Consider the following 25,375-nt stretch of genomic DNA (forward strand, 5'->3'; position numbering starts at 1 on the left):
GACAGCGAGTGCAGTACCATCGAGGAACGAACGAAACTGCGGAAAAGTGATAATTTCAGGCAGTATTTTAAAGAAATAGGGAAGCTTACAGAAAAACATTTCGAAATCATTTCTGAAAGCGAGTCCCCCAAAGGGATATATACGGAAAAATTCATTAAAGCGGTCAAGTACTCTCACAATCAGTGGGAAAAATTCACCAGAATCCTGGATGACGGCTCTATTCCTCTGGATAACTCGGCCGCCGAGAGAGCTATTCGTGACTTTGCCGTGCTGAGACATTCAATGCCCAGCGGATTTGGCTCTATCGAGGGAGCGAAGTCCACTGCTGTGTTTTCATCATTTCATGAAACCTGCAAGGTCCATGGAATCGACCTAGAAGATTACCTTGAATTTCTGTTCAGATATATGGGGATTCACAGAGACGAACTGAAAGATGAATCGCTGTCTGATGAAAGAAGAAATGCTATTCTTGAGCAGGCAATGCCGTGGAAATTTAAGAAGGCCTAAAGTACTGACTTTAGACCTAATACGAGATTTTTAAGGATGTCCGGATCCGAGAGATCTGCCCGGGCAATGCTGTATGCGGTTTTGGCGATACTGTTCAGGGATTCCGTGAGTCTCCGGATATAGCCGATGGAAAACAGGATAATGATAAACAGCACGCTCATGGTGATCAGGGTCATGCCGTACATGATCCGGTTTCCGGTGGCCAGAATTCCGGAGAGCTCCCGGCTGGAGACCAGGTACATTTTCAGGGGCTTGATGTAGCCGTAGCAGGAAAAGGCGCCGTTTTCGGTAAAGCATCTGAGGTCATTGTCGGAACTGCTGTTCCCAAAATACCGGTTTCTGATGTCCCCGACCAGAGGATGCATTTTAGTCCCGACAAGCTCCGGATCGGCATTGGTTTCCATAATTTCGGAGTTTTCGTTTACGAGGTACAGCGGGGTTACCTCGCCGGAAGAGACGTGCCGGAACAGCTCCCGGGAGAAAATGAGGATTTCGTTCTCGATGTTGCCATGGGTGGAAAAAAGATAATCGATATTTCTGATAATGGCGAAATTAAATTCCCGGTTGTTATCAGGGGTGAAGATGTATGCCAGATAGGTTTTGCCGTTCAGCTTGGCGATGTCGTAGGTTCCGAAGCGGGGGTTGTCCCCCATAATCAGATCTCTCAGAAAATCCTTGTTGATTGTGTCGGCATCAAGAAGCACGAGAGCTTCCCGGCTGCCCCAGAATTTTCCCCGATAGTAGGCAATCAGAAAAATATCTTCCGCTTTGAATGCTTCCTGGTTGGCTCTCAGAAAATCGGAGAGCTCCCGGTCCGGGATCCCGGGGTGCAGGTATTTTCCCTGGAAATAGGTGAATATCGTGGCAGATTCCCGGAGATTGCTTTTAATATGGTAGACATCGAGTATCTGCTTGGTTACGGCATTGTCATACTGTCCCAGAATGGCGTTGTAGGCAATATTGCTGGCGACACGGATATAGTTTTCCTCCCGGTTCATAATGGTTGTCCGGGATACATAGCCGATATATACCAGCAGCGACATGGCTGTTACCAGTGCCACCAGGATTGCAAGAATGATAAATTTAGTACGTAGCTTCATGATTGTTTCCGCTGCCGTCCGGGGGATAAAACATCCGGGACTGTCCGGTCAGAATGCTTCTGACGGATTATGGGCAGCTATTCCACATTCAGAAAAATCTGGATCTTGTTTTTGCTGTCTACCCACGAATAAACAAAATGCGATGCCATTTCTTCCACGAGATGCAATCCGACACCTCCGATAGATCGTTCCTCAATGGAGCCTTCGATGCCGCTCGTTTTAAGGTGAATGAAGGGATTGTGTTCGTTTCCGGTGTCGGCCAGTTCTATCAGAAAGGCCGGATGGCGGTCAATAAAGGACATGCCGCAGGCGAAGGAAACTTTCAGAGTGGTATCATTTTTGGCGTACTTGCAGATGTTTGTCAGAAGCTCCTCGGTAATAAGCTCTGCCTTAAAGGTAAGTTCCCGGTACTGTTCTGGAAGTGCCTCGCTGATATTTTTCCTGAGAACCAGAATCTGTTCCATGGAGGCTGGTATTTGTATCGTGATCATGGGAGTATGCCCTTGATTAAATTTATAACGGAATGCCTGGAAGATCCCTGAGGTGCCTACAGCATGGCGAGGGCATCCTCTCTGGTGTTCACAATGGTCAGAATGCTGACAAATCCGGAAATCCGGAATACCTCGTATACCAGGGGCTGAATGCCGCAGATCAGCAGACGGTTTTTCTCGGCATTGCAGGTCTTGGCCATCTTGAGGACGGATCTCAGTCCGGCGCTGGAAATGTATTCCGCCTGTGAAAGGTCAAGCACCACCGGCAGCTTTGCGGCTTTTTTCCGGGCGTTCTCGTGGTACTCATTGAATTTGGCGTCCAGATCCGGAGAGGTTATGGCATCGATCCGGCCGGAAACCGCCATCAGGGTATGGGTGTCATTTTCGGTTATGGTTATGTCCATTTTTGCAGCTCCTGTTAAGTTTTCAGTAGGGTCCGAAATCCGCATCAGGTGTAAACATAGCTGAGCAGTAGTCCCTGACTTACCTTCAGCCAGCCGTCCAGTGCCACAAACAGCATTAGCTTGAAGGGCAGGGAAATGGTCATGGGCGATACCATCATCATACCCATGGCCAGAAGAATGTTCGAGATAATGAGGTCAATGGCGATGAACGGGAGGTAGAGCAGAAAGCCTATCTGAAAGGCCTTGGTAAGCTCGGAGATCACGAATGAGGGGACGACAAAAACGAAGCTGTCCTTCTCAAATCCCTGCTTGACCTCCTCGGGCCAGATTCTGCCGGCTACGGAAACAAAGGAATGGTAAATCCGCTTGTCCGTGTTGGTCATCAGAAAATGCTTCAGGGGGCCGGAGCAGTTGGAGACCACATTTACGAACTCTTTCGGGGAGATCTGGGCACTCACATTCTGCTGTTCCAGAAGGGTGTAGGTCTGCTGTCCCACCGGCGCCATGATAAAGATCGACAGGATCATGGCCAGTCCGGACAGCACCATTCCGGGAGGCACCTGCTGCACACCGAGAGCGTTTCTGATGAGATAGGTCACCACCACCACTTTAATATAGGAGGTTGCCAGCGTCAGGAAGAACGGCAGAAGTCCCATCAGCATGGTGATCATGATTAAATTGACGGGGCTGTTGATAAAACTGTTTTCGATCATCTTTATTTTTTTTCGCTGCTGGAAGGAGGCTGTTTTCAGAGATAGCCCCGAAGGGAATGATTCGGGGAGATCTGCTTCAGGAGTTGCCGGCTGTCCCCGGGTCGGGCATGGTGCCGATATCGGTGATCTGAACACCGTAGTGATCCCCCACCTGTATCAGCTGCCCCCTGGCAACGGCCTGGTTGTTAATCCTTACGGTAATGCTGTCAAGATCCCCGGTGCCGAGATCGATAACGGATCCTGCAGCCAGCTGCCGGATCTCCTCCAGGGTTTTCGTCACCGTTCCCAGACTGAAATTAACCCGGAATCTGAGACTGTCAATGCCTTCTGCATCCGTTTCCGCCATGCTGTCGTTCTCCATGTTTTTCCAGACAAATTCCTCATCGCTCACGGTCAGGGAACTGTCCCCGTCATTCAGTATAGCATAACAGAGCATTATTTCTGACTGTACTGCCACCTTTCTGTCTTTCAGATAGCAGGAATCCAGAATAATCGTGTCTCCGGGTTCGAGCGATTTAAGCTCTCCTGCGGTCAGATACTGGGTTCCTGCGAGGATATCCAGGGAAAGCTCCGTAGCTTCGGGATCCAGAACGGGCTCGGTAACGGGGAGCTGTTTCATTTTTGCGATGAAGCTGCTGATGCCGGAATCGTTTTTGAAATAAAGCCGGAGAGGCTGCATGATTTCTCCGGACGCTCCGGGAATCTTCAGGGTGAAATCCAGATGCTCCTGGAAACGGGAGGCGGCTGTGCATTTTTCATAGCCGGTAACGGAAATGCTGCTGTTCACGGCGGCGCCCAGGCCGGCAAGCATGCTCCCGAGTTTTTCTTCCAGCAGGGCTCCCAGAATTTCATGGGGGAGATTGCTCAGAATTGCCGCATCGCTGATTTCCGGCTTTGCATAGTCCAGGCTCAGAGGCGCCAGAGCGAACTCGGAAAGATCGGCGTTAATGATGACGAGAGGCGTATTGGCGGCCCGGATTTCAATGCTGTCCTCTCCGGTGTTCAGGGTAACAAAATTTCTGTCCGCCCGGGGCGTCAGAACGTTAATTATGGTTGCCTTCTGCGTGCTGATATTAATCACTGTTAAGCCTTAAGCATCTCAAACGGATATCGGGAATCCCGCAGTCCCGCATAAAAGGGAACGGGGCGGGCTCCCGGCAATTCTAACAGGAATCACGCGCCCCGTCCCCGGGTTTTTAAGCCCGGGAATACTATTTAACACCCGTGTCAAAAATTCCGGGTTTTCTCCTTGCGCAGGCTGTCAGGCCTCCGTACCTTCCTGGTCCGGAGGATTTACCGTAACGGTGAATGAGCCGCGTTCAAGCTTTTTCAGGGCCAGCTCCAGCTTTTCCCGGGCTTCATTGATTTTGCGGTACTGGCTGTCGTTTGCGGAATTTATCACCACTGCCAGTGTGCCGTCATTGCTTCTGGTAAGCACAATTTCGGTACCGGCCAGCTGACTCTGGGAATTCATGGTTATCATGACCTGGGAGCCGGCAGTGCTCCGGGGATCGGAAACCAGGATTTTATCCACCAGGGCATTCGCAATCTTCATAAGCTCTTCGCCGGAGGAGGGGGCCGGGGCAGCTTCCGGAGCCGGTGCCGGTCCCTGAAATTCATTCCGGAGACCGGCCGGGGCTATGTCGGATCGCCCCGAAAACACTGCCGAAAAGATATCGGAGAGCTCCGAGGTCTGCTGCCGCTGATTATCTCCGGAATTGCTGCCGGAGATAATTCTTTGCCCGCCTTCGGAATTCATGCGGCTCTGGAAAAGATCCCGGGCTTCAGTGCCAAGGCTGCGGGCTGCGCTCCGTTCTCCCGTTTCGGAAGCGCCGCTGCCTCCCGGGCCGTTCCAGGAGCCGGAAAGCCTGCTGTCGGAAAATTTATCCATATTATCTCCTGCCTTTCCGGAAAGAGCCGTCCGGAATCTCTGTATGCTTTCCTGAGAGATTTCTCTTTGTCTGTCCTGAGACGGGGCTTGTCCGGAATAATCCTGGCTGTTCGAAGCCGGAATGCTGTCCGGAGAAGACGGTTCTATCATAAATGCACTCCTATATCTGTGTTAGTGCCTGTGTCCCGGGGGCGCAGAAGACCGCTCGCCGGATTATGTATTTCCGGGTATTTTACTCCGCCTGCCGGCGTTTTCGGGGGACACGGAACGGCGATCTGCCTTTTCAGGAAGGAAAAAATCCATCTCCCCCGGTCTTTTATGCGCTGCGGCCGTGCCTGATGTCTAAAACAGCAGTCCCGCACTGGCTAACTGGTTAACGGGTGTCATGCCTGTGATGTTACACCAGCAGGGGATTATTTACTGTGAAATCAGCGGTACAAATTGAAATTTTGATCAGAATGAGGCTCGTTAAGACACGGTGCTGCCGCAAATGAAGGCGTGGGCGGGCGCGATTCTGAGAGCTCTTTTCCGGTACTGACGTCCGGTGATATTTACCTGTCAGAAACAGATTTTGGCGGCATCCGGCAAAAATTGTGCAGTTTTGCGCTGCGGCATGACTGCCGGAGCTGTCAGGGTTAAGCTGTAAACTGCCGGGGAATCCGTCAGTGCTATGATGGTCCGGGATCATGTCTGATATTTGTCAGATTGTCAGAAATATGACAGAAGCGGAATTAATCCTCCCGGTAATCTGTTATGGTGCAGCAGGTATTGCTTTTCATTTTAAAGACAGTATATTCCTGAAATGTACGGGCTTTTTGTGGTTTTATAACGGAGTTTTGTATGCTTGCAGATGAAATAAACAGGGTTCTTGCGGAGGTCAGTGACAGAATTACCCCGCTGGACAGGAATACCGGAGAGTCCGAGAGCTGTCTGAACGGTTTTAAGGTGACCTTTCATGCGGATGAGGAGCATAATCTCCTGACGATATCCGCGCCGATATTTCAGGTAGACAATCTTTATGATGAAAACTTTCAGAAGCTGTCCCACAAGATTCTTTCCATGAATTCGCCGGAAATACTGCCGGCGGGACTGCGTCTCGGAGTGGATGTTGTGGCGCTGACGGTAACTCTTTATGGACAGGCAGATGTTTCCGGGACTCCCGAGGCGGCAGCCTTGAGCTGCTATGTTAAAACCGTGCTTTACTATCTGGGGCAGGTGAAGGAGGAGCTTCTCCGCTTTACGGAGGAGCAAGCAGAGGAAGACTGATTTTCAGTTTTTGTATCCTTGCGCCTTTTTATCCGTTGACAATAAGACTCTTTTGTTTTGTTAATGCCGAGTATTTGAGGAGGATTGGGCTATGATTTCCGGGAGCTCCCCTTTTGAAAAACTGAATGCTGCTTTACAGGAACTATCCTCCTACGGTCTTCATCCGGTAGATACGGAGGAGACAGTATTTTCCCTGGCCTCTGATTTTACCGAGGTCGGTCTCCGGATCGTACCCGACAGGGGCGTATTCTGTCTTTATACTGCGGTTCCTGGCGGGCTTTTTGAGGACAGTCCTTTCGAACAGGCTCTGGTGATAAACAGCACCGCGAATCTCCTGTCCGGAAACAACCGTCTTTTTTGCGACAGCTTTTCTTCCGATACGGTCAGACTGGGAGTCTGCATTAGCTTTGAAAGCTCCGGCAGCTATGAGCTGGAGCGCCGGATTGTGGAGTTTCTGAGAACCTTTCCGGAGGATCTGAAGCGGGTTTCCGACTATTTTCAGGGACTGACAGAGTCCAGTGCTCCCGCGCCCCGTGATTCATTAATCTCCGGCCCGGATTATTTCCCCGGCCAGCTTCAGGAGAGTTCCCGTCCGGAAAGTTCTTCGTCCGGACTTCATGAAGAGTTTGGCAAGGCGTTTTCCGTTGGCGAGATGTCGTTCTTCACCCCTGGGATGCTGCCGGTCTAGCGCTGCCTTTTTGCTTTTTTCAGGGGCTCTGAATTTCCCGGCCTGAACGAGTTTTTTTTTGTAACCGCAGTGCCAGTTATTCGTTATTTTCTCATCCAGGCCAGTTTTTGCAAGATTCAGAACCCGCCTTTTGCCGCGTCAGCGTTTTCTTCTTGTGAAATTGTCAGAGTGAAATTGTCAAAAGAGGAATGATGTTATGACAGGTGTAGTTAATAATGCAGTAAACAACCATGTGGATTTGCAGCCCGTTGTTAACAATAATCATCAGGGGAATCTGAACCTTGGTGTTATTCAGATTAACCCCGAGCAGCCGTTAATCGAAGGACTGGATATCATTGCAGAAATTGATGTTGGAGCTAATCTTCCGGCAGAGGTAACTGCCAAGTACAACCGCATTAGCCGGTTTATAAATGAAACCCGCCCCCTTACTGTCAGACAGCTTATTGACAAGGCGTGCGATTTTTCCGAAAAGGAAAAGGGCGGAAAGAGAGTGCTTTTCAGCAGTGATGCACGGGCTCAGTACATGGATACTTTCCTGAACAGAAAAATGAAGGAACTGATTTCCGTAATCTGTTTTAACGGCAATCCGAACAATGCCGAGAAGGCTCTCCTGGATTCCCTGAACAGTGTGCTCGACCGGATTATGTGTCCGCAGGAATATGACAGAAAAGAAGCCGACAGGGCCGGTATGAAGCATCAGGAGCTGGACAGATGCATAAATCAGGTCCGGGATGCCATCGGCGATGATGCGGACAAGAACAAGGCGCTCCGGGAGCTTAAGGATTTCTATTCCCGGGTGATTGACAACCAGGTGAGACTGTTCACCGGATTAAAGGAAAGCAGGAGTCTTAAGAAACCGGTAAGCATAGGAAGTCCTGCCGATGCCATGGGTATCGGGAAACTGCTGCCGTCAGACGCAAAAACCTTCCAGAAGCTGTTCAGCGCCCCCAGGGTATCCGAGGAGCTGGTAAGAAGCGAGGTGCTGTCAGGCAGCATGACCATGAAGGAGGCTCTCCAGAAGTATCCGGAGTATGAATCGATTCTGAGCAGTTTGTCCCGGGAAACCCTGGAAAGACTGCAAAATTCCAGAGGAATAGATGCTCCCAGTGAGCTTCTGAACGATATTGCCGGCATTGACGAAATTACCGGAGATCAGGCCAAAACGCTGTTTTCCGGTATTATGAACGGTCTCAGAAACACTGCCCGGGCTACCGCCAGGGCTGACGCTATGCTGAGCCCGGCTGACCGCAGCAGCTTTGCTGCAGTTTTCGAGCATGAAAGGAATCCGGAGCGGCCTGAGGCCAAGGGACAGATTTTCCGGGAGTATCTGACCTGTCTTAGGAATTCCTTCGGCAAGACCGATGTATTTAAAATGGGGCCGGCAGGCCAGCCGCTGGGAGAGGCGGATCTTCAGGCGAAAAGGGCGGTTTTAAATACCGTAATGACCCGGCTTCTGGAGCATCAGGATCAGTGCATGAAGATTCTGGCAGCCATCGATTACTCGGAAGATATCTTCAGGGAAATGCTGCGCGATCCTGAAATTCTCCGGGCGTGTCTGGACATTGCCGACGGAACCGCTACCGGGAACAGTCTTAAAACCGCTCTGGAAAAGCTGTCGTCGGGACTTCACAATCCGGTATTCCGGGGCGACAATTCCCTGGTGCAGTCTCTTTTGAAGGCTGTTACCCCTCAGGTCTACAGCACTCCGGACCGCGCTGTGGACCGGGTTATTCTGGAGCATTACCCGATTACTCTGGATCTGACTCAGGATGCCCTGAACTGTATTCACGCCGTTATCGGCGATGCTTCCAAAACTGCCGTTCAGATAACCAAGGATGATTTCCGGGCCACCTATCAGGCCATCTGCCATTCCTCTGCCGATGTCGTGAGATTTATCAATGATCATGGGGATCATAACGATCTCCGGAATCAGGAATCCATTATTCTCCGGGCGGCGTTCCACCGCTATCTGGTTGATAATGCTGAAATGGTGGCAATGCGGGGTGCTGACAAGGTAAAAACCGAATTCAGAAATTCCCCGGATTTCCTGAATGATATGGGAATTGTCACTCAGGGCAATCCCGGGGAAGATCAGGTAGCACTTTCCCGTTATGACGGCTTTGATCCCATCACCGCCAACATCAAGGACACCAGTGCCGGCATGTTTATCGGCGTATTCAACACCATGATGAACAATGCCTCCTTCCTGAAGGCAGCCGCCAGACTTCCGGAGGTGCATCTGACCAAAAAGATGTCCGAGGCTCTCAATGTTGATATCGACAGGCTTCTGAAAGAGAATCCGCAGCTTAAAAAGTCCTATGACCGGGCTATAGAGAAAAAAACCGGAGTGCTTAACTGGTTCAAGGACCATACCGCTGAGCTGGCCCGGGCGTTTGTAGATAACTGCAAGACCGAGGTTCAGGAGATGGTGCGGGAAAATAATGATAATTTCCGCAGGATCCAGAATGCTGTCACTACCTCGGGAATCAGCAAGCTAACAGCCTTCAGGAAGCTTCTGAATCCCGAAGCCCCGGTAAATACCCTGACTTCAGAGGGGATTCTCCGGGAAGTGGCTGCAGCCAGAGGCAGCACCAAGTTGAGCGCGCTGGTTTCTGTTCTGGCCGGTGTCTGTCCGCCTCCGTCAATTGACGAACTGATTCCGGCCGGCCAGACCTATCACGGGCTCTCCAGTGCCGATTTCCGGAATCCTGCCAGAGCTGATGCCATCAGGACTGCTCTTCATGCCGTGCCGGACCGGAATTCCGCAGAATACCGCGAGATATACATGCACTATGCCAGACTCCGGGTCTACTGTAACAGGAATCCCGGAAATCAGGCCCCGGTGTCTCAGGCTGCTCTTGCCGGTCTCAATATTGGCAGAAACGATCTTGATTTCGTTGAGCAGGAACAGCGGCAGTTCCATCCGGATCCTGATGACTTTGAAAGCATCGGGGATTCGCCCTTAACAGCCTTCTGCCGCCACCGTGCAGCAGCCGTGGCTCCGGACAGAATCGCAAATCTTCTTTCCGCGCTCCGGATTACCGAGGATATGTTTGCTCCGGAACATAACATTTTTGTGAATGACAAGAAATCCGGCAAGGCGAAGTATGAAGCGATCAAAAAGGCTGTAAAGGATGCGGTATCCGCTCTGAAAGGGCGCAATCCTGATACTGCAGGGACGCTCCGGACGCTGTTCAGCACGGTAAAGGATCAGCTTGCCGGTGCCAGAACCCGGGATCTTGCCGAGGCGATTATGAATTTCACGCCCTATATCAATGCCGAATTCCAGGGGGAACCGGGGGACAAGCCGGTTTATCAGGCTATCAGCGATAATGTGAAGGGGCTTTTCAGCTCGGGCTATGCCAAAGAGAGACACGCTCTGCTTTCCGGCATAGTCAGAGATACGGCTTCTCTTCACAGTCAGAAGGCGGCAGAGCTCAGAGACGGCCTTGTGCTGCTGAAGAATACAAACAGCAGCCAGATATCGCGCCTGGACAGCATTTTCAGGGACAATGTTTACGGCAGCCTCATGATGAGCAGTGCGGTTCATAAGGTAGCATATGATAACGGCTATCAGACTCTGGCTGACATGAAGTTCGACATTATCAGAGGCAAGACTGCCAACGGCGGCAAAACAGCAGAAGCGCTGGTGAACGAAGCCGTGGCATATCTTAAAACCAAATTCCGGGACGGGGATCGGGCACTTTTCAATGACGAGACCCTCCGGAAGGCCGTGCAGTCGCATCTGTCTCTGGATTCCAACAGCGAAAATGCCGGAAACAGCATTCATTCGGCCAGAGTGCGCTATGCCTTCAGGGCTATCAGGGCCTCTGCTCCGGTGCAGATGGTCAAGGGATTTTTCAGTGCCATTCCCGGGATATCGCGGCTGGGGCAGTATTTCAAGAACCGGAATCAGCTTTCCAGGGGACGGGATTATGCCGAGAGCATTCTGAATTCCATTCCTCCGGGGCAGACCCTGACCCATACCCATGACAACCGGCTTTCCGGCGGTTTCGGAATCAACGTTGGTATCAAGGGGGCCACAGTAAAGCTGGAGGCCGGACTGACACTGGACGGCAATTCCGACTTCAAGGTGACTCATACCGCTGACGGCAAGTATGTCTTTACTATGGGAGCCGCCTTTGATGCCACCCTTAAACTGGACGGAGCCATGAAGGTTGCCAAGACCGAGGTGGTTTCACTGGGGGCTGAAGGCGGATACGGACGCCAGAAGGTTTATGTACTGACCTTCGATGACCGCAAAAACGCAACGGAATTTCTGGCCCGGGCCGCTACCGGCAATCTTACCAGAAAGAATTTTGCGGAAAGTAACAGTCGGACCACCCGGATGACAGGGAACTGGCACGGAGGGCTGCATGGCAAAGCTGATGCTTTAGGGCTGTACCAGAGCATCAAGGGAGATGATGTAACCTCGGTTCGGGAGCCCGCCAATGCCCAGGTTTCCGGGGAGCTCAAGGGAAGCTATACCACTACCTATGAAAGAGGGGTTGATTACCACCGGCATTCCCGGCATAAATTCGGTACCGCGTCGCTGGGAGCCAAGGTGACTTTTTCACTGCAGCAGACACTCCTGGGAAACAAGGACCCCGCCGAGATGACCGAGGATGAGAAGAAAGAATACGACAGGATGAATGAAAGGCTTACTCTCGGTGACATGATTGTTGCCAGCATCACGAGTCGTGAGAAGGCTGTGGGGGATTTTGTTATCGGCAAGTATCTTACCAGTGAATTCAACACCAATCAGGATTATGCCGGAAAGGCCGGAAAGAAAAAGTGGCTGGCACTGGACAATCTGACCCGCTACAAGGAGGACCCGGATCGTTATATTGCCGAATGTGTTGCCGATGTCTGCAAGAAAAATGTGGTTAATCCCGCAATTCAGGATGTAGAGTCGCTGACGGACGAGATTCTTAAGGGAATTCCGGTCTATGACTATCCCAAGGATTTTGTAAAAAAGCTGAAGAACTTCCTGGGAGCCAAGGGGCATTCAGCCCATATCAGAACCAATATGGGAATAAAGTTCGGAGATTCCACAAATAATCTGGTACAGGCTGAAGCCGGAGTTTCCTGCACCGTCGATAATGAGGTCAGGTATGACACCAATCTTACTGAAAGCAGTCTCCGGAGAGCGGACAAAATAACCAGAATTACCGCCGAGTCAGCCGGTTCGGCAGATGAACGGAAGCAGAAGAATCTGGAATTCCTGAAGGAGTCCATGAAGGAGCTTGGCTGTACCAGGGATGAGATCACCAAGGCTGTGGCCCAGCTTCATAATATGCAGTCCAAGGGAATTACGATCACCGGGTTTGAGATTAACAGAACAGCAAAGAAGGATGCCATTCTCAGAATTAACCAGAATCTTGCTGACAAGACTAATCCTTCCGGTGCCTTTGAATCCCAGGTTGACAAGCTGGAAACTAAGGATTTCAGGCTGGACAGCATTAAGTTTAACGTTTCAAAAGCGCATTACAAGGCTACGGACAGCTTTAGTGTCAGCTTTATTGCCTCTCTGGATCATACTGTTACCAACAGCCAGTCCATGATAAAGGATCAGATTCTGACGTTCTGATTCTGAAGAAGGAGACTTTTCGGGGCCGTATCCGCTTCTGAAAGTCCGGAAAGAGTACCGGGGAGCCTGGTGACCTTTGTGTCGCCGGCTCTTTTTCATGATCTGAAGAGGGGCCCGAAGACATAATCCGGAGCGATGGCAGTTTTCCCGGAGCTATCATGATTTCTGTACATTTTTTGGGCTGACGGACATTTTGTGAGCGGTTTTTATGAAGGATCGGACAGAAGTATCAGAAAAAAGGGATTTTTTTATGTAACCTTGTTCATGATGCTCCGTTATCAGTGCAGACAGTTGGTTAATCTTACTTAGGAGAATACGAATATGACCAGTAATGTTAATTTAGGCAATCCCAGCCAGGTTCTTCCGGAAGAGACTGAAGTTGATCAGTCCCAGGCCTCCAAAACCGCCAAGTCCAATAACAATGCTGGCGGAGAAGCCATTACCAGTGTTGAGCTCATGTTTGCCAAACTTCAGAACGATCTTGCCATTGAGAACCGTGAGTATGCCAAGACCAAAATTGACGGCATCAAGGAGAAGCAGCGTCAGGCCAAGGAAATGTCAGATGCCATTGTAGCTATTCGTTCTGCCATCACCGACCTTAAGGACGATGATAAGATTACTCCTGAGAAGATTGAGAAGTTTGACGAGATCAAGGCCATTTGCGAGAAGCACGGTATCGAACTTCCTTTCCCGAAGGATCTGGAAAATGCCATTAATACCCTGAAGCAGACTATTGCCGGTAAAAAACCGGGGGATCAGATTCTTGTTTCGGGCATCAAGGATATCAACAACGTAAGGAGTGTGCTGCGCGGCTATGGCATTAATGCTACCACCAAGCATTATCCCAACTACACCAACATCAGTACCAGAGACCTTCTGGCTATTAACAAGGGTGTGGGCTGGAAACATGTGAGCTGCAACGACATTCAGGAAATCATTGATAACGCAGTCAGCACTACCAAGTGGCTGAAGGTGGGAACTCTGAAGGATATTATTCAGTCTCTGCAGGACAAGCAGTCAGTGATCGGCAGTGATACCCAGCAGGATATGATCTTTGTTCAGGATTTCATGTCCAAGGTAAGCTCCTACAGCCAGGGCGCTATTTCCGCCATCGGCAAGTCCGGAGATGTTCTGACGGCAGTTGCCCGCGGTTAAGTCCGGAATCCGGCAGGAAAAGCCATCATTCCTCATAATGCGGAGGGATGGTGGTTTTTTTGTGCCTGGTTACCGATAACCGGTCCCTGTCTGTTTCCAGGCTTTTTTCTGCATTTTGCCAGGTCTGGTCTTTCTGTGTCTGTCCTGATTCTGCCTGCCGGCACCGGTTTTCCATTTTGTAAAGTTCTGAAAAAACCAGGAACTGTAAAGCGGAAATGTCCTTACAACAGTAAACATGAAAGCGTGTTTCCGAACGTCCTCCGCTGAACCGTGCAGTGCCTGCGATGTTCCGGCTGCCCTGTTTTAGCAGAATTTCAGCGGACTCCGGTATCAGCAATTGCCGTCAACAATCATCGTCATGCGCTTTATGGAGCCGTTCTCCTCATAGGGATTATCATGTACAATATAGCACCCCTGAGATGTCTCTTTAACCGCACCTCCGGCATGGCCGTTGACGGTTTCATAGGTGGCAGGAAGATCAATATCGGATGGACCGATTAAAATCTGCACCACCTTGCTGTTCCAGGCCTTTATCCGGTACTGCCAGTCATGCTGGCGTCTCGTGGCGTAGTCGGTTACTGCATCAGCATCCACCGCATCAATATCAAGGGCCCGGAGAATCCCGGATTCCTTACCGGCAACCGCATCGGTGAGAACAGCCGGATAACCATAGGAAACCGCTATGCCGTTATTTTTATCGCAGGTATCTGTGGCCGCTCCGTTTACACATACAAATTTAACAGGAGTGCCGTCATTAAGAGCCGGATAATTATCCAGACCGGCAATGATGGCCTTGCTCCGGGTCAGGCTTTCCGCACTGCGAATGGCAGCCATAAGACCGTTCAGTTTGGAAATTCTGGCATCCTTCTGCAGGTTCATGAATTTCGGGGCTGCCGTTGCCGCCAGAATGCCCAGAATTACAATTACCACCACGAGCTCTATCAGCGTAAACCCCTTCATACGATGACTGTTTATCATGATATATTCCTATGTGTAAATGGCGGTGGGGTCAAGTAGTTTCTTCGGCCTTTGTTGATAGTGCTGCCAAAACCAAAACTTTGCTGACCATCCCTATGTGCTGAGTAGGCAGCTCAAGGGTTTGCCTCTCAAGAATGTATTTCGAATGCAGCCTTTTTTCAGGGTGCAAAAAACTAAGGGGGCTGCCCCCCAGTTTTCGGGCTCTCAATTATGACGCTGCGGTTCAGCAAAATCTTAGATCGTCGGCATAACCACCTCCGATTAGGCTTGCCCTGATGGTGGTACATTTCCTTGAACGGCCTATGAGGCGAGGGAAAAAAACGTCCTGTCCACCAGAGCAAACTCGTTGCTGTCATACTGAACAGCAGAAACAAAGGCATCAGTACTCGCTAACTTCTATGTTCTGTTTCTAAAAGAGCCTTGGCAAATTGCCTGTCCGGCTCCACAATTTTGATCTAAAGGTCTTTAAGGTATTCTCCCGCCAAATTCTATATCTATGCATCAAACTGCAATGGAGGTCAGACGTTTTGGAGAAAACCGTCTCTGCTAACCTGCAGAGACAAAGTTCTTTGATCCTGCTGTTATCTCAGTATGTCAAAATCCCTTATTCATTAATTCCTTTCTGTTAATCATTTATTGCTTAATCCTGATTATGCTGCTTTGGCAGATGCTTTGGCAGCTGCCTGGGCCTTTGCCTGAGCCTTTGCTGCTTTCTGCTGTTCTATCTGCTCAGGGCTTTTCATCAATACGGAAACCAGCGAGGTTTTCGTCCGATCGTATCTGCCGTTTTCCGTTGCGGCTACTGCCCAGGCAATGCGGCACATTTTGTTGGCAATGGCGCAGATTGCCACTTTGCGGGGTTTTCTGCACACCAGATTTAATATCCAGTCAGACTGGTAATAATGGCAGGTTTTCGATTCTATGCCTGTTTTAACCCTGTTATAGAGACCGCTGGCCCCCTCATACAGCGATCGTTTCAGAACAGGGTTTCCCTTTCTGGCAATGCCCAGAATGGTTACCTTTCCTCCGCTTCCGGTATGGTAAGGAGTTTCGCCGCAGTAGTCGGCAAACTGTCTTCCGTTCTTAAATAACGCAGGATCTGCCATCACATTGGCAAAAGCCAGAGATGTTATCGGACCTACATACGGTATTGTCATAAGTCTCTGAACAAGGTCATTGTTTTTTGCAGTCTCCTCAATCTTCTCATGGAGTTTTTTCTCTGATTCATGGATTGCTTCTCTTACTTTGTTAAGCGCGTCCACAGATGCTTTCAATGTAGACGCCCATGGCTTGTTTTCCTGAAAAGATTTATCCAGGAAGGCCTGTGCCACTGCCTTTGTTTTTTCATAGTCTGTGGTGTTGCACACGCACCCGTATTCGGACAGAAGAGCTTTGAGATTATTATTTGTCTCGGTATCAATCTTGAGTACAAAATCCCGGGTTTTAAGCAAATATCCTTCGGCCTGATTCTCCTCAGACCTTACATTTATCGTCTTTATGGCAGGCAGAAACGAAGCCTGCCAGATTGCGTGAGCATCATTTTTGTCATCCTTGCTTCCAATGTTGATGCTGTTGGTTATCTCAGCCGGAATAATCATCGGTAAATGACCGTATTTCCTGCATTCGCGTCCCCAGTAGTGGCAAGTGCTGCAGGCTTCCATGACGACCTTGAACTTAATCTTGCTGTCCTTAAGAAATTTCTCGAACTTGGTTCTGTTCATCTGCTGGTTGACCAAGGTGTTAGTACGCGGTTCCATATAAGCAACCTGAAAAACATTCTTGGCAAGATCGACGCCAACATGAACAAATGATTGATTTTCTAAAACATTTGTGATATCCATATAACCGCCTATTTTTGTTTAGAAACTGGTGTTGCTGTTTATCCTACATCAGTTTCTTTTTTTGAAGTTTCAAAACCTGATCTTGCTGCCAGCCCGCAATTTCTCCTTTTCTTCTGCCGTTTCATCATCTAACCGAGGATTTCGTCAAGTCCCGAGCTTTTCTGCGAGCCGCCATTTACACCACATTCCTTGTGTTTAGCATTTGCCTCTGCTGTCAGTCAGGTACCAAACATATCCCCCGGAAATTTTCTGGTTTTTGTTCCCGGTCTTTCCGCATGGTTTTATAAAGGCTATGCAGCAATGTCCGAAGCTGTGCTGCCTTAATCAGTACTAAAAACAGTTCCCGGTCAGCACCTGAATATTTTAGCGGCATAAAAACAAAAACTCTGAGAAAAATCCTTTATATTGCGACAGATAAATAATATTTTTTCTGATGGTGTCGCATTTTTGAAAGTGTTATCATCTTCCTTCTGTCTGCCGCTTATGGGGAACAGCGATGATTGCCGGATTCAGTGGCGGAAATAATACCGGGGATCGGAGGTTCTGTCTCAGGCTGTGCGGAGCCAGGAAGGCATTTCAGGAATGACGATGAAGGACAGAGTCAGCCTGCTTCCCCGGAGAAGCTTATGGGGACAGTGCTATGGCTGGTGCTGCTTTCGGGTATCCCGCGCCGGCTCACAGGCGGTTATCCGGCAGATAAAAACGGGGAGGATCATATGATAATTGAGGGCCGGATTAATTCCGCGGTATGCTACGCTTCAGTGATTGAGGATGAAGCGATAAGACAGATAAAGCGCATGTGCGACTATGACCTGACCTCCGGCAGCAGAATCCGTATCATGCCGGATGTTCATGCCGGAAAGGGCTGTACTATCGGTACCACCATGACCGTTACTGATCGCGCGGTTCCCAATATCGTGGGTGTGGATATCGGCTGCGGCATGTATACAGTAAATCTGGGAAAGGCAGATATTGATTTTAAAAGGCTGGATGCCGCCGCGCACCGGGTGCCGTCAGGCATGCAGGTCTGGGACAGGGAGCAGGAATCCTTCAGTCTGGAGGATCTCCGGTGCTGCGGTCTGCTGACGAATACGGACAGGCTCAGGCGCAGTCTCGGCACGCTGGGCGGAGGCAATCACTTCATCGAGGCCGATGTTTCCCAGGATGGCACGAAATATCTGGTGATTCACAGCGGGAGCAGGAATCTGGGCAAGCAGGTGGCCGATATCTATCAGAGGGCTGCGGTGCGGCAATGCCGGGGAGACAATGGCCTTTTTCAGAAAAAAATGCAGCTTGTTGCAGAGTTAAAGGGCCAGGGCCGTTCCCGGGAAATCGGAGAGGCTCTTAAGGCCCTGGAGCACGATCACTGTGCAGAACCTGACATTCCGGAGGATCTTTGCTACCTTCAGGGTGCGGAGTTTGAGAACTATCTTCACGATGTGGAGATTTGCCAGCGCTTTGCCAGACGGAACCGGGAAATTATGGCTGCAGCAATTCTGGATTATGCCGGCCTTCAGAGCTATGACTCCTTTCATACCATTCACAACTATATTGATACCCGGGAAATGATTCTGCGGAAGGGGGCTATTGCCGCTCACGAGGGAGAACGGGTGCTGATTCCGGTAAACATGAGGGACGGCAGTATTCTGGCCACGGGCCGGGGTAATCCGGAATGGAATTATTCCGCTCCTCACGGGGCCGGAAGGATCATGTCCCGGACAGCTGCCAGGAAAAAGCTGTCTCTCGAGGAGTACCGAAAAGCCATGTCCGGGGTATACTCCACCTCTGTGAATGAAGAAACCCTGGACGAGGCTCCCATGGCCTACAAGTCTCTCGGGGACATTACCGGATACGCCACGGAGACTATCGATATTGTCGAGGTGCTGCGCCCGGTTTACAATTTTAAGGCTGCGGAATCCGCTGTTATCAGAAAGTAATTCTTTGCACTTGGTCACAATCTTTTGATTATCAGGGCTTTCAGCATTGTAACTTAGCACTGCGGTGGTTCGTTATGATGACAGAATCATGAAAAATCATTTAAACTGATAACAGTATTTACGGGGGGGAAGACCATGATTGACGGAAGCAACGTTATTGATAATTCTCAGAGAGTATCATCAGCACCGGAAGATATGACCGGAGGCAGTTCGGCACAGATGCGCACTGAGGGGCGTCTGGACGGAATGACCGTGGAGATTGAGAAGGATCCGATAGCGGCTGTTCAGGATGCTGCCGAGGAGCTGACCTTTGTTCGCGATAATTCCCGCAAGACCAAGCTCGCAGAAAGACGTCAGAAGGCTCATGTAGAAGCTTTGATGGTGGAAAAGGCTCAGGCCATGTACGACCTTCTGGTCAAGTTCCACAATGCCGATTTTGAAGCAAAGAAGAGAATCTATGAAGACTGCAGGCGTCGTAAAGTCGATTCCTCAAAGCAGCTGCTCAATTCCCTGAAGGAGCTCGGAGGTCATCCTTCCTCAAATTATGCCTTTTTGATAAAGACCGCGCAGGAAGAGACAGATCCGAAGCAGAAGGCTCTCCTTCAGGAGGCCGCAGAAGAGCTGTTCCGGGAAAGCTCCCGTGAAATTCTGGCTTCGCTGAATTCCGTTGAGGTGGCCCGGGGTTCTGATCTGGGGGACGGTGTATATCTGTCAGAAGCCTACAGCGAGCTCTCCGGCAACGGCGATGATCCTCTGAAGATGCTGGATTTCATTGCCGGCAAATTCGGCGACGACCGCATCAATGAAGGGGTGGACTTTATGCTGAAATCCCTGGGGGCCGATATTTCCAGCCCGCTTTCCTCTCAGGAGCCGGTGGTGCTGGAGTTTGTGGGCAAGAATCTCAGCGTGGTAAGAAGTCTCAACAGTGCCACTCAGGTAATGTCCAGATTTACCGGACGTATTGATTCCGCTCATGGCGTTAAGGCTGCGGTAAGCCCCACCAGAGTGCTGACCGGACTTCTGAATCTGTCCAAGCAGCGTTACATCAATCCGACCAGTATTCGTGACCTCTATGGTGATGTTGCAAAGCAGAATCCGGATGTTGAAGTACTTCTGGCTCAGGATCTGTTAAACTCCTGCCGTAGTCTCAGTACAGATTTGTTTGACAAGGACGAGTCCCGGCTGCGTGTCATTCAGGCGGTGGAACAGCTGATTGACGGTCTGGTTGATGCCGAGGATGCCTGGCTCGAAAACGGAGGTAACTAAGAGTGATTCAGGAGGAAGTGAAGGAGTTTGCTTCCAGGATCGGGGTGGATATTGCGGAATTTGATCGCGAGCATCCGCTCTGTTTCCGGGTGGACGGCGCACTGGATTTCTGTCTGGAATTCCGGCAGAACGAGGAGCTTGTGAATGAGGATGGCACGGTAAAGGTGCCGGTACCTCTGATTCTGTCGCTGCGTTTTCCGGTAGCGGGATATGATCATGCGCTCCTGCAGAAGTTTCTTAGGCACTCCTCCTATGAGCAGGTGAATACCATCAGCTATACCATGGGGTATTCCGGAGAGCAGGCCCTGATGATGACCGATATTCCGGTCACTGCCCGGGCGGCGGATATTGAAAACGCCATCATTCTTTTGAAACGTCAGTATGAGGAGATAATGGCAGATGAGTAACGATATTTTCAAGACCGGTCTCGGGCTGGATTCGCCTCTGGCTCCGCAGTTTGACACCCATCTTCCGGAGGCCCGGGATCTGGTGCATAACCTGAAGCCCGACGTCGGGCTCGCCGATCTTTATACCGGAAATTCCTTTCATGATAGAATTGCTCAGGCCTTTGAGTTTACTCTTAAAAACGTGGATCTTCTGCAGCCCAACAAAATCGAGCGGGAGCTTGAGAATATCATGCAGAAGCTGGGGGAGATCCGCGACAATAACATCGAGGATTTTCTGAATGCTGATGTGAAACCGCTGCTGAACAATGCTGATCTGCTGCGGGTTTATACCAGCATGATGCTGAACTAGCGCTGAAGGCAGGCGCTGAATTATTGCTGTAGTAGTGCTGAATTGACGAAGATTTCATGAGCGAGAGAGTTTTAAGTCTCAGGGATTTTGAGACCCTCAAAACACTGGCGGATTTTTATTATCGGGTTAACCTGTACGAAAGCTCCATGCGGACGCTCAGGGTAATGCTGACCTTTGAACCGGGGGATGTCTGGGCCCGGGGAATGCTGGTGCGGTGTCATGACATGATGCGCTCCTATCACGAAGTGATTTCTCTTACCGACGACCTCAGGATGTTTGAGGCCGATGCATCCATTCTCAGAGCCATGAAGCTTCTTCGGGCCCGGGCTCTGCTCAAAGAGGGGCGGGGAGATGAATCCCGGGTCATTATCCTGGATCTGACCAGTGACGGAAGGGGATTGATGTGAGTCTTTTTGATCTGGCGCAGTCTGCGTCCGCCGGAATTACCAGGCGGGCTGATTTCATACTTGTAGGACTGGTGGTGGCGGTTATCGTCCTGATGATAATTCCGCTGCCGACTCCCCTGGTGGATCTTCTGATTTCCATCAATCTGGGAGCTTCCTTTATTATTCTGATGATGACCATGTACGTTCCCAACGTCCTGGCATTTTCATCGTTTCCGACACTGCTGCTTTTTACCACCCTGTTCCGGGTAGGTCTAAACATTTCTACCACCCGTCTGATTCTGCTGCAGGCCGATGCCGGCGAGATTATCTATACCTTCGGTGATTTTGCGGTGGGCGGCAACTTCATTGTGGGCGCCGTGGTGTTCATCATTATCTCCATTGTGCAGTTCCTGGTTATCGCCAAGGGCGCGGAGCGTGTATCTGAGGTTGGAGCACGTTTTTCTCTTGACGCCATGCCGGGCAAGCAGATGTCCATAGATGCGGATCTCAGAGCCGGAGCCATTTCCTCGGAAGAAGCGCAGATCCGCCGCGGCAGAGTGGCCAAGGAAAGTCAGATGTACGGAGCCATGGACGGTGCCATGAAATTCGTGAAGGGCGACGCTATTGCCGGCCTTCTGGTGGCTGCCGTAAACATTGTGGCCGGTACCATTATCGGGGTTACCCAGAACGGGATTTCCGCCGGAGACGCTTTGCAGCTTTACGGCATTCTGACTATCGGCGACGGTCTGGTGTCCCAGATTCCCTCGCTTCTTATCGCCATTTCCGCCGGTATTCTGGTTACGCGATCCGGAGAGGAAAGCAACAACGTGGGCGAGCAGATCGGCAATCAGGTGTTCGGGCAGCCCCGGGCAATAATGATTGCTGCCGCTCTGGTGTTTCTTTTTGCCCTGGTTCCCGGCTTTCCGAAGCCGCAGCTGTTTTCGCTGGCTCTGCTTCTGGCGGGAGTGGGGTACACGCTGGATTATATGAAGAACAACCGTAAGCCGGTAAGCGATCCGAAGAAAGACATCAAGAAAACTCTCAAGGCCACTACGGAAAAGAACCGGAAAACAGAATACAATCCGGATGCCGAGGAGGAGTTCTCCCCGGTAGTGCCGCTGATTCTGGATATTTCGCCGAACCTCATCAATCTTCTGGATTATGAAGAATTGAATTTCGAACTGGCCAACCTGCGCCGGGCGCTTTATTTTGATCTGGGAGTGCCGTTCCCCGGAGTGCATCTCCGGGAGAATCCCAATCTGCCGGATAATGAGTACATTCTTAATCTTAACGAGATCCCCATCTCCAACGGAACGCTGGTAAAGGGAGCCGTCCTGGTGCGTGATGACCCTGACAATATCAGAATGCTGGGCATTCCGGTTACCGAGGGAACTCCGTTCCTTCCCAATGAGAGATCCTGGTGGGTGCAGGAAACCCACGCTGAAAAGCTTAAAACTCTGGGGGTTTCCTTTCTTTCCCATGCCAGTGTGATTTCGCTGCATCTCTCCCTGGTGCTGGTACGGCACTGCAGCGACTTTATCGGTCTTCAGGAGGCCAAGTATCTGCTCGACAAGATGGAGGAGCGGGCACCGGACCTGGTGCATGAGGCCTCCCGTCTCCTGCCGCTTCAAAAATTTGCCGACTGCCTCAAGCGTCTGGTGCAGGAACAGATTTCCATTCGCGACCTTAAAAATATTCTGGAGGCCATTATTCAGTGGGCTCCGAAGGAAAAGGATCAGGTGATGCTCTGCGAATATATCCGCACGCATCTCAAGCGGCAGATAAGCTACAAGTACTGTGCGGCCCAGAACTTCCTGCCGGCGATTCTGCTGGATCCCAATACCGAGGAGATTATCAGAAAATCTATAAGACAGACCTCCACCGGAGCTTTTCTGGCGCTGGATCCTATGAGCAGCAAGGCTATTCTCAAGGAGGTCAGGCGGATTATGGACAAGTGCCACGGAAAAGTGGTGGTAATAGCTTCCATTGATATCCGCAGATATCTGCGGCGCCTTATAGAAGCTGATTTTTATGAGCTTCCGGTGCTTGATTACCAGGAGCTGACTCCCGAAATTTCTGTACAGCCCCTGGACCGGATTAAGATTTAGCTTTTTAATCCCGGCTTTCTGGCAGTTTCCTTTGGCAGTTTAAGGGCGATTCCGGCTGTTTTTAGATAAGTTACACGGTTTTTAAACAAATGACCGGATTCTTCTTCCTGCCGCACCGGAAATCTGTCTACAATGAGAGAGACCTGTCTGGGGCTCCGGAGCTCCCCCGGGATGCAGTTTTTTCGGGGCGGCGGTATGCCCGGAGACTTCCAAACATCAGGTTTGCAGGAAAATTGCGAAATTACTGTTTTTTTTTGTAACTTCCATTCTTTTCAAACGTTATCCACTCAAATAAGGAATTAGTTATGGTTGATGATACTAAGGAAACTTCAGATTCTGCTGAAATCGACGCTTCTGCCGAAGACTTTGTGAAGCACTTTGTGGAGTTTATTGGGAAGGGGTATACCATTGCCGATCTTATGCAGATTTCTCCGGATCGCATGGAAGCTCTTTACAGTCTGGCCTATCAGAATTACGTAACTAAGAATTATGAGGATGCTCTTAAGGTCTTTAAGGTTCTGGTTCTTTACGATCAGTCTGAGCAGAAGTACACCATGGGGCTGGCAGCAACCGAGCAGGATATGGGTGATTACGCTAAGGCGGCTAACACTTATTCTCTGGCATGCTTGCAGACCGGTCTCAAGGATCCCGAGCCGATGTATTTTGCGGCGATCTGTCTCCTCAAGGCAGGTCAGAAGGAAGATGCCATCGTTGCGCTGAAGAGCCTTGAAACCATGGGCCGTGAAGGTAATGCCAATGACGAAAAGTTCAAGCTTAAAGGACTTAATCTGTTAAAGGTTATGGAAAATTTCAAGGAGTTATGAAGATGACTACCAACACTATCAATAACAACGGAATCATCAATAACGATATTATTGTTGATGGTGATGTTGGAGCCGGCAAGGTTTCACAAAAGGATCAGACTCTCGTTTCTCAGCTTCTTTCCTTTGTGAAGGAAAATCTTGGTGCGGCCCTAGATGAATCTCCCAAGCTTCGTACCCCGCACACCGGTTCTGCCTCTAATGTGTCCATCATGGGTATGGATGAAGAGACTGTAATGATGATGCTTGGTACCGAAACTGCAGAAGTTGAGAAGAAGGGCGCTGTCAATGCCATTAAGAACAGAGCCAAGCTGAGAGAGGCTGAAAACGCCAAGATTATTCAGAATCTCAAGGAACAGGCTGAAAAGCTGGAAAACCAGAGTTTCTGGGACAAGTTCTGCAAGGTGTTCAAGATAGTTGCCTCCGTCATTGGTGTTGTTGCAGCCGTAGCCGGTGCCGTTTTCAGCGGCGGTTCCTCCCTGGCCATTGCGGCAGCCATTATCGGCGGTATTATGGCAGCAGAAAATGTAGTGTCCACGGCCACAGACGGCAAGATCGGACTGGGGGCTCTGTGCACAAAGATTTTTGGCGAGGAAGCCGGACCATGGGTTTCCATGGGTATTTCACTGGCTCTTACAGCCGTAACTATGGGTATGGGTATCGGTGCAGCCGTCAAGGGCGCTTCCGATGGTGCCAATGCCGCTGCCAAGATTTTTAAGATCGGCACGCAGATTGCCGGTGGTGTGGCTAACGTCGGCGCAGGTATTACCGGTATCGGTTCGGCCATAAACTCCTACAATATTACCCAGCTCAAGATCAGCAACAAGGAAATGGAGGCCATGCTTGCCAAGCTCCGTCAGCTCTCCGAGGAGGACACCAAGCATCTTGAGGAGGTTATGGAGACACAGAACGAGCTGGTCAACGGTGTTAAGGATGTAATTGACACAATCAATGCCGCAGAGCAGGCAATTGTTACCGCCTGATATCCTTCGGGATCTCGTGCGCTAATACTGAAAAGAGCTTTTCCCGGCCGGGAATTGCTCTTTTTTGGTTTTTGCCCGTGCTATCCTGTTTTTTCAGAAGATTTCATAAAATTCAAATAATTCCGGCCGCGAAATCAGGCTATTACTGAATGGCGGGGTGAGAGCCGTACACACCATTCGCAGTATTGCACTTCAGGTATTAGGTCTTAAAACGTCTTTTTAAGGCTTCAGGGATTCTTGACAAAAGTGCTGGTGAATCCGTACCATATCGCACACAAAAATCGGGATGTGTTGAAGGAATTTGCAATGGAAGCGAAGATCACAAATAACAATCTTCCTGCTAATCAGCACAATACTGATACTTCCAAACTGGACAACCTTTACTCGTTAATCGAAAAACTTACATCAACCATTCAAGAACAGACCTCAACCATTCAGAAGCAGACTGAAGCCTTTCAAAATCAAGCCAAAAAAGTTGAAGAACAGGAGAATAG

General features: G+C 50.2%; 21 protein-coding genes and 1 pseudogene. 14 read left to right on the forward strand and 8 right to left on the reverse strand.

Annotation, left to right across the window (positions count from 1 at the left end; all coding sequences use genetic code 11):
* Positions 1-507: IS66 family transposase (locus F557_RS21295; RefSeq protein ID WP_019002191.1), on the forward strand; the 507-nt coding region annotated here is incomplete at its 5' end.
* On the opposite strand, the gene F557_RS0110555 is transcribed toward F557_RS21295, so the two are convergent.
* The 6 genes from F557_RS0110555 to F557_RS0110580 all read right to left on the reverse strand — a co-directional run bounded on the left by F557_RS0110555 (position 504) and on the right by F557_RS0110580 (position 5,256).
* Entirely contained in the window at positions 504-1,607 is a 1,104-nt protein-coding gene (locus tag F557_RS0110555) for a hypothetical protein (RefSeq protein ID WP_019002192.1), read from the reverse strand. The genes F557_RS21295 and F557_RS0110555 overlap by 4 nt on opposite strands.
* A gap of 77 nt (positions 1,608-1,684) precedes the next feature.
* Positions 1,685-2,098 (reverse strand): ATP-binding protein, encoded by a 414-nt coding sequence (locus F557_RS0110560; RefSeq protein WP_084761628.1) that lies wholly within the window; start codon positions 2,096-2,098, stop codon positions 1,685-1,687.
* A 56-nt stretch (positions 2,099-2,154) separates the two neighbouring features.
* Entirely contained in the window at positions 2,155-2,502 is a 348-nt protein-coding gene (locus tag F557_RS0110565; protein WP_026297874.1) for an STAS domain-containing protein, read from the reverse strand.
* Positions 2,503-2,546: 44 nt separating this feature from the next.
* Entirely contained in the window at positions 2,547-3,215 is a 669-nt protein-coding gene (gene sctR, locus F557_RS0110570; protein WP_019002195.1) for a type III secretion system export apparatus subunit SctR, read from the reverse strand.
* Between the two features lie 76 nt (positions 3,216-3,291).
* Positions 3,292-4,296: a FliM/FliN family flagellar motor switch protein gene (locus F557_RS0110575; RefSeq protein ID WP_019002196.1), complete on the reverse strand. Its 1,005-nt coding sequence runs from the start codon at positions 4,294-4,296 to the stop codon at positions 3,292-3,294.
* A gap of 180 nt (positions 4,297-4,476) precedes the next feature.
* Positions 4,477-5,256 carry a hypothetical protein gene (locus F557_RS0110580; RefSeq protein ID WP_019002197.1) on the reverse strand — a complete coding sequence of 260 codons (780 nt, stop codon included), beginning with the start codon at positions 5,254-5,256 and terminating at the stop codon, positions 4,477-4,479.
* 690 nt (positions 5,257-5,946) lie between these two features.
* Here F557_RS0110580 and F557_RS0110590 point away from each other — a divergent pair.
* The 4 genes from F557_RS0110590 to F557_RS0110610 all read left to right on the forward strand — a co-directional run bounded on the left by F557_RS0110590 (position 5,947) and on the right by F557_RS0110610 (position 13,805).
* A complete protein-coding gene (locus F557_RS0110590) occupies positions 5,947-6,372 on the forward strand; it encodes a hypothetical protein (protein WP_019002199.1) in 426 nt (141 codons plus the stop codon).
* A 91-nt stretch (positions 6,373-6,463) separates the two neighbouring features.
* Positions 6,464-7,060, forward strand: coding sequence for a hypothetical protein (locus F557_RS0110595; protein WP_019002200.1), 597 nt, complete (start codon positions 6,464-6,466; stop codon positions 7,058-7,060).
* A 196-nt stretch (positions 7,061-7,256) separates the two neighbouring features.
* Complete coding sequence (locus tag F557_RS0110600; protein WP_019002201.1) at positions 7,257-12,650, forward strand: hypothetical protein; 5,394 nt, start codon at positions 7,257-7,259, stop codon at positions 12,648-12,650.
* 321 nt (positions 12,651-12,971) lie between these two features.
* Entirely contained in the window at positions 12,972-13,805 is an 834-nt protein-coding gene (locus F557_RS0110610; protein WP_019002203.1) for a hypothetical protein, read from the forward strand.
* A gap of 330 nt (positions 13,806-14,135) precedes the next feature.
* Here F557_RS0110610 and F557_RS21300 read toward each other — a convergent pair whose 3' ends face one another.
* Positions 14,136-14,783: a type II secretion system protein gene (locus F557_RS21300; RefSeq protein ID WP_019002205.1), complete on the reverse strand. Its 648-nt coding sequence runs from the start codon at positions 14,781-14,783 to the stop codon at positions 14,136-14,138.
* Positions 14,784-15,433: 650 nt separating this feature from the next.
* Entirely contained in the window at positions 15,434-16,624 is a 1,191-nt protein-coding gene (locus F557_RS19645; protein ID WP_019001960.1) for an IS110 family RNA-guided transposase, read from the reverse strand.
* A gap of 512 nt (positions 16,625-17,136) precedes the next feature.
* Between F557_RS19645 and F557_RS0110640 the strand changes: the two genes are divergently transcribed.
* From F557_RS0110640 to F557_RS22720, 9 genes and pseudogenes are all read left to right on the forward strand, one after another.
* On the forward strand, positions 17,137-18,561 hold the full coding sequence (locus F557_RS0110640; RefSeq protein ID WP_211209535.1) for an RtcB family protein: 1,425 nt from the start codon (positions 17,137-17,139) through the stop codon (positions 18,559-18,561).
* A 135-nt stretch (positions 18,562-18,696) separates the two neighbouring features.
* Positions 18,697-19,827, forward strand: coding sequence for a TyeA family type III secretion system gatekeeper subunit (locus F557_RS0110645; protein ID WP_019002208.1), 1,131 nt, complete (start codon positions 18,697-18,699; stop codon positions 19,825-19,827).
* Between the two features lie 2 nt (positions 19,828-19,829).
* Positions 19,830-20,234, forward strand: a complete 405-nt coding sequence (locus F557_RS0110650) for a type III secretion system chaperone family protein (RefSeq protein WP_019002209.1) — start codon at positions 19,830-19,832, stop codon at positions 20,232-20,234.
* On the forward strand, positions 20,227-20,583 hold the full coding sequence (gene sctX, locus F557_RS0110655) for a type III secretion apparatus assembly protein SctX (protein ID WP_019002210.1): 357 nt from the start codon (positions 20,227-20,229) through the stop codon (positions 20,581-20,583). The genes F557_RS0110650 and sctX overlap by 8 nt, the downstream gene beginning before the upstream one ends.
* Before the next feature lie 56 nt (positions 20,584-20,639).
* Positions 20,640-20,990 carry a hypothetical protein gene (locus F557_RS0110660; RefSeq protein ID WP_019002211.1) on the forward strand — a complete coding sequence of 117 codons (351 nt, stop codon included), beginning with the start codon at positions 20,640-20,642 and terminating at the stop codon, positions 20,988-20,990.
* Complete coding sequence (sctV, locus tag F557_RS0110665) at positions 20,987-23,077, forward strand: type III secretion system export apparatus subunit SctV (protein WP_019002212.1); 2,091 nt, start codon at positions 20,987-20,989, stop codon at positions 23,075-23,077. The genes F557_RS0110660 and sctV overlap by 4 nt, the downstream gene beginning before the upstream one ends.
* A gap of 305 nt (positions 23,078-23,382) precedes the next feature.
* Positions 23,383-23,901, forward strand: coding sequence for a SycD/LcrH family type III secretion system chaperone (locus F557_RS0110680; protein WP_019002215.1), 519 nt, complete (start codon positions 23,383-23,385; stop codon positions 23,899-23,901).
* 2 nt (positions 23,902-23,903) lie between these two features.
* On the forward strand, positions 23,904-24,881 hold the full coding sequence (locus tag F557_RS0110685; protein ID WP_044143333.1) for a hypothetical protein: 978 nt from the start codon (positions 23,904-23,906) through the stop codon (positions 24,879-24,881).
* A 306-nt stretch (positions 24,882-25,187) separates the two neighbouring features.
* Positions 25,188-25,375 (forward strand): annotated as a pseudogene (locus F557_RS22720) (hypothetical protein); the annotation flags it as partial.

It is taken from the genome of Succinimonas amylolytica DSM 2873, from assembly GCF_000378405.1.
GTDB classification, from domain to species: domain Bacteria; phylum Pseudomonadota; class Gammaproteobacteria; order Enterobacterales; family Succinivibrionaceae; genus Succinimonas; species Succinimonas amylolytica.

Excerpts from the sequence above, each read along its gene's own strand:
- sctX (WP_019002210.1), top strand. The coding sequence starts at position 20,227 with ATGAGTAACGATATTTTCAAGACCGGTCTCGGGCTGGATTCGCCTCTG.
- F557_RS19645 (WP_019001960.1), bottom strand. The coding sequence starts at position 16,624 with ATGGATATCACAAATGTTTTAGAAAATCAATCATTTGTTCATGTTGGC.
- F557_RS0110600 (WP_019002201.1), top strand. The coding sequence starts at position 7,257 with ATGACAGGTGTAGTTAATAATGCAGTAAACAACCATGTGGATTTGCAG.
- sctR (WP_019002195.1), bottom strand. The coding sequence starts at position 3,215 with ATGATCGAAAACAGTTTTATCAACAGCCCCGTCAATTTAATCATGATC.
- F557_RS0110610 (WP_019002203.1), top strand. The coding sequence starts at position 12,972 with ATGACCAGTAATGTTAATTTAGGCAATCCCAGCCAGGTTCTTCCGGAA.
- F557_RS21300 (WP_019002205.1), bottom strand. The coding sequence starts at position 14,783 with ATGATAAACAGTCATCGTATGAAGGGGTTTACGCTGATAGAGCTCGTG.
- F557_RS0110645 (WP_019002208.1), top strand. The coding sequence starts at position 18,697 with ATGATTGACGGAAGCAACGTTATTGATAATTCTCAGAGAGTATCATCA.
- F557_RS0110595 (WP_019002200.1), top strand. The coding sequence starts at position 6,464 with ATGATTTCCGGGAGCTCCCCTTTTGAAAAACTGAATGCTGCTTTACAG.
- F557_RS0110555 (WP_019002192.1), bottom strand. The coding sequence starts at position 1,607 with ATGAAGCTACGTACTAAATTTATCATTCTTGCAATCCTGGTGGCACTG.
- F557_RS0110580 (WP_019002197.1), bottom strand. The coding sequence starts at position 5,256 with ATGATAGAACCGTCTTCTCCGGACAGCATTCCGGCTTCGAACAGCCAG.
- F557_RS0110685 (WP_044143333.1), top strand. The coding sequence starts at position 23,904 with ATGACTACCAACACTATCAATAACAACGGAATCATCAATAACGATATT.
- F557_RS0110565 (WP_026297874.1), bottom strand. The coding sequence starts at position 2,502 with ATGGACATAACCATAACCGAAAATGACACCCATACCCTGATGGCGGTT.
- F557_RS0110590 (WP_019002199.1), top strand. The coding sequence starts at position 5,947 with ATGCTTGCAGATGAAATAAACAGGGTTCTTGCGGAGGTCAGTGACAGA.
- F557_RS0110560 (WP_084761628.1), bottom strand. The coding sequence starts at position 2,098 with ATGATCACGATACAAATACCAGCCTCCATGGAACAGATTCTGGTTCTC.
- F557_RS0110680 (WP_019002215.1), top strand. The coding sequence starts at position 23,383 with ATGGTTGATGATACTAAGGAAACTTCAGATTCTGCTGAAATCGACGCT.
- F557_RS0110660 (WP_019002211.1), top strand. The coding sequence starts at position 20,640 with ATGAGCGAGAGAGTTTTAAGTCTCAGGGATTTTGAGACCCTCAAAACA.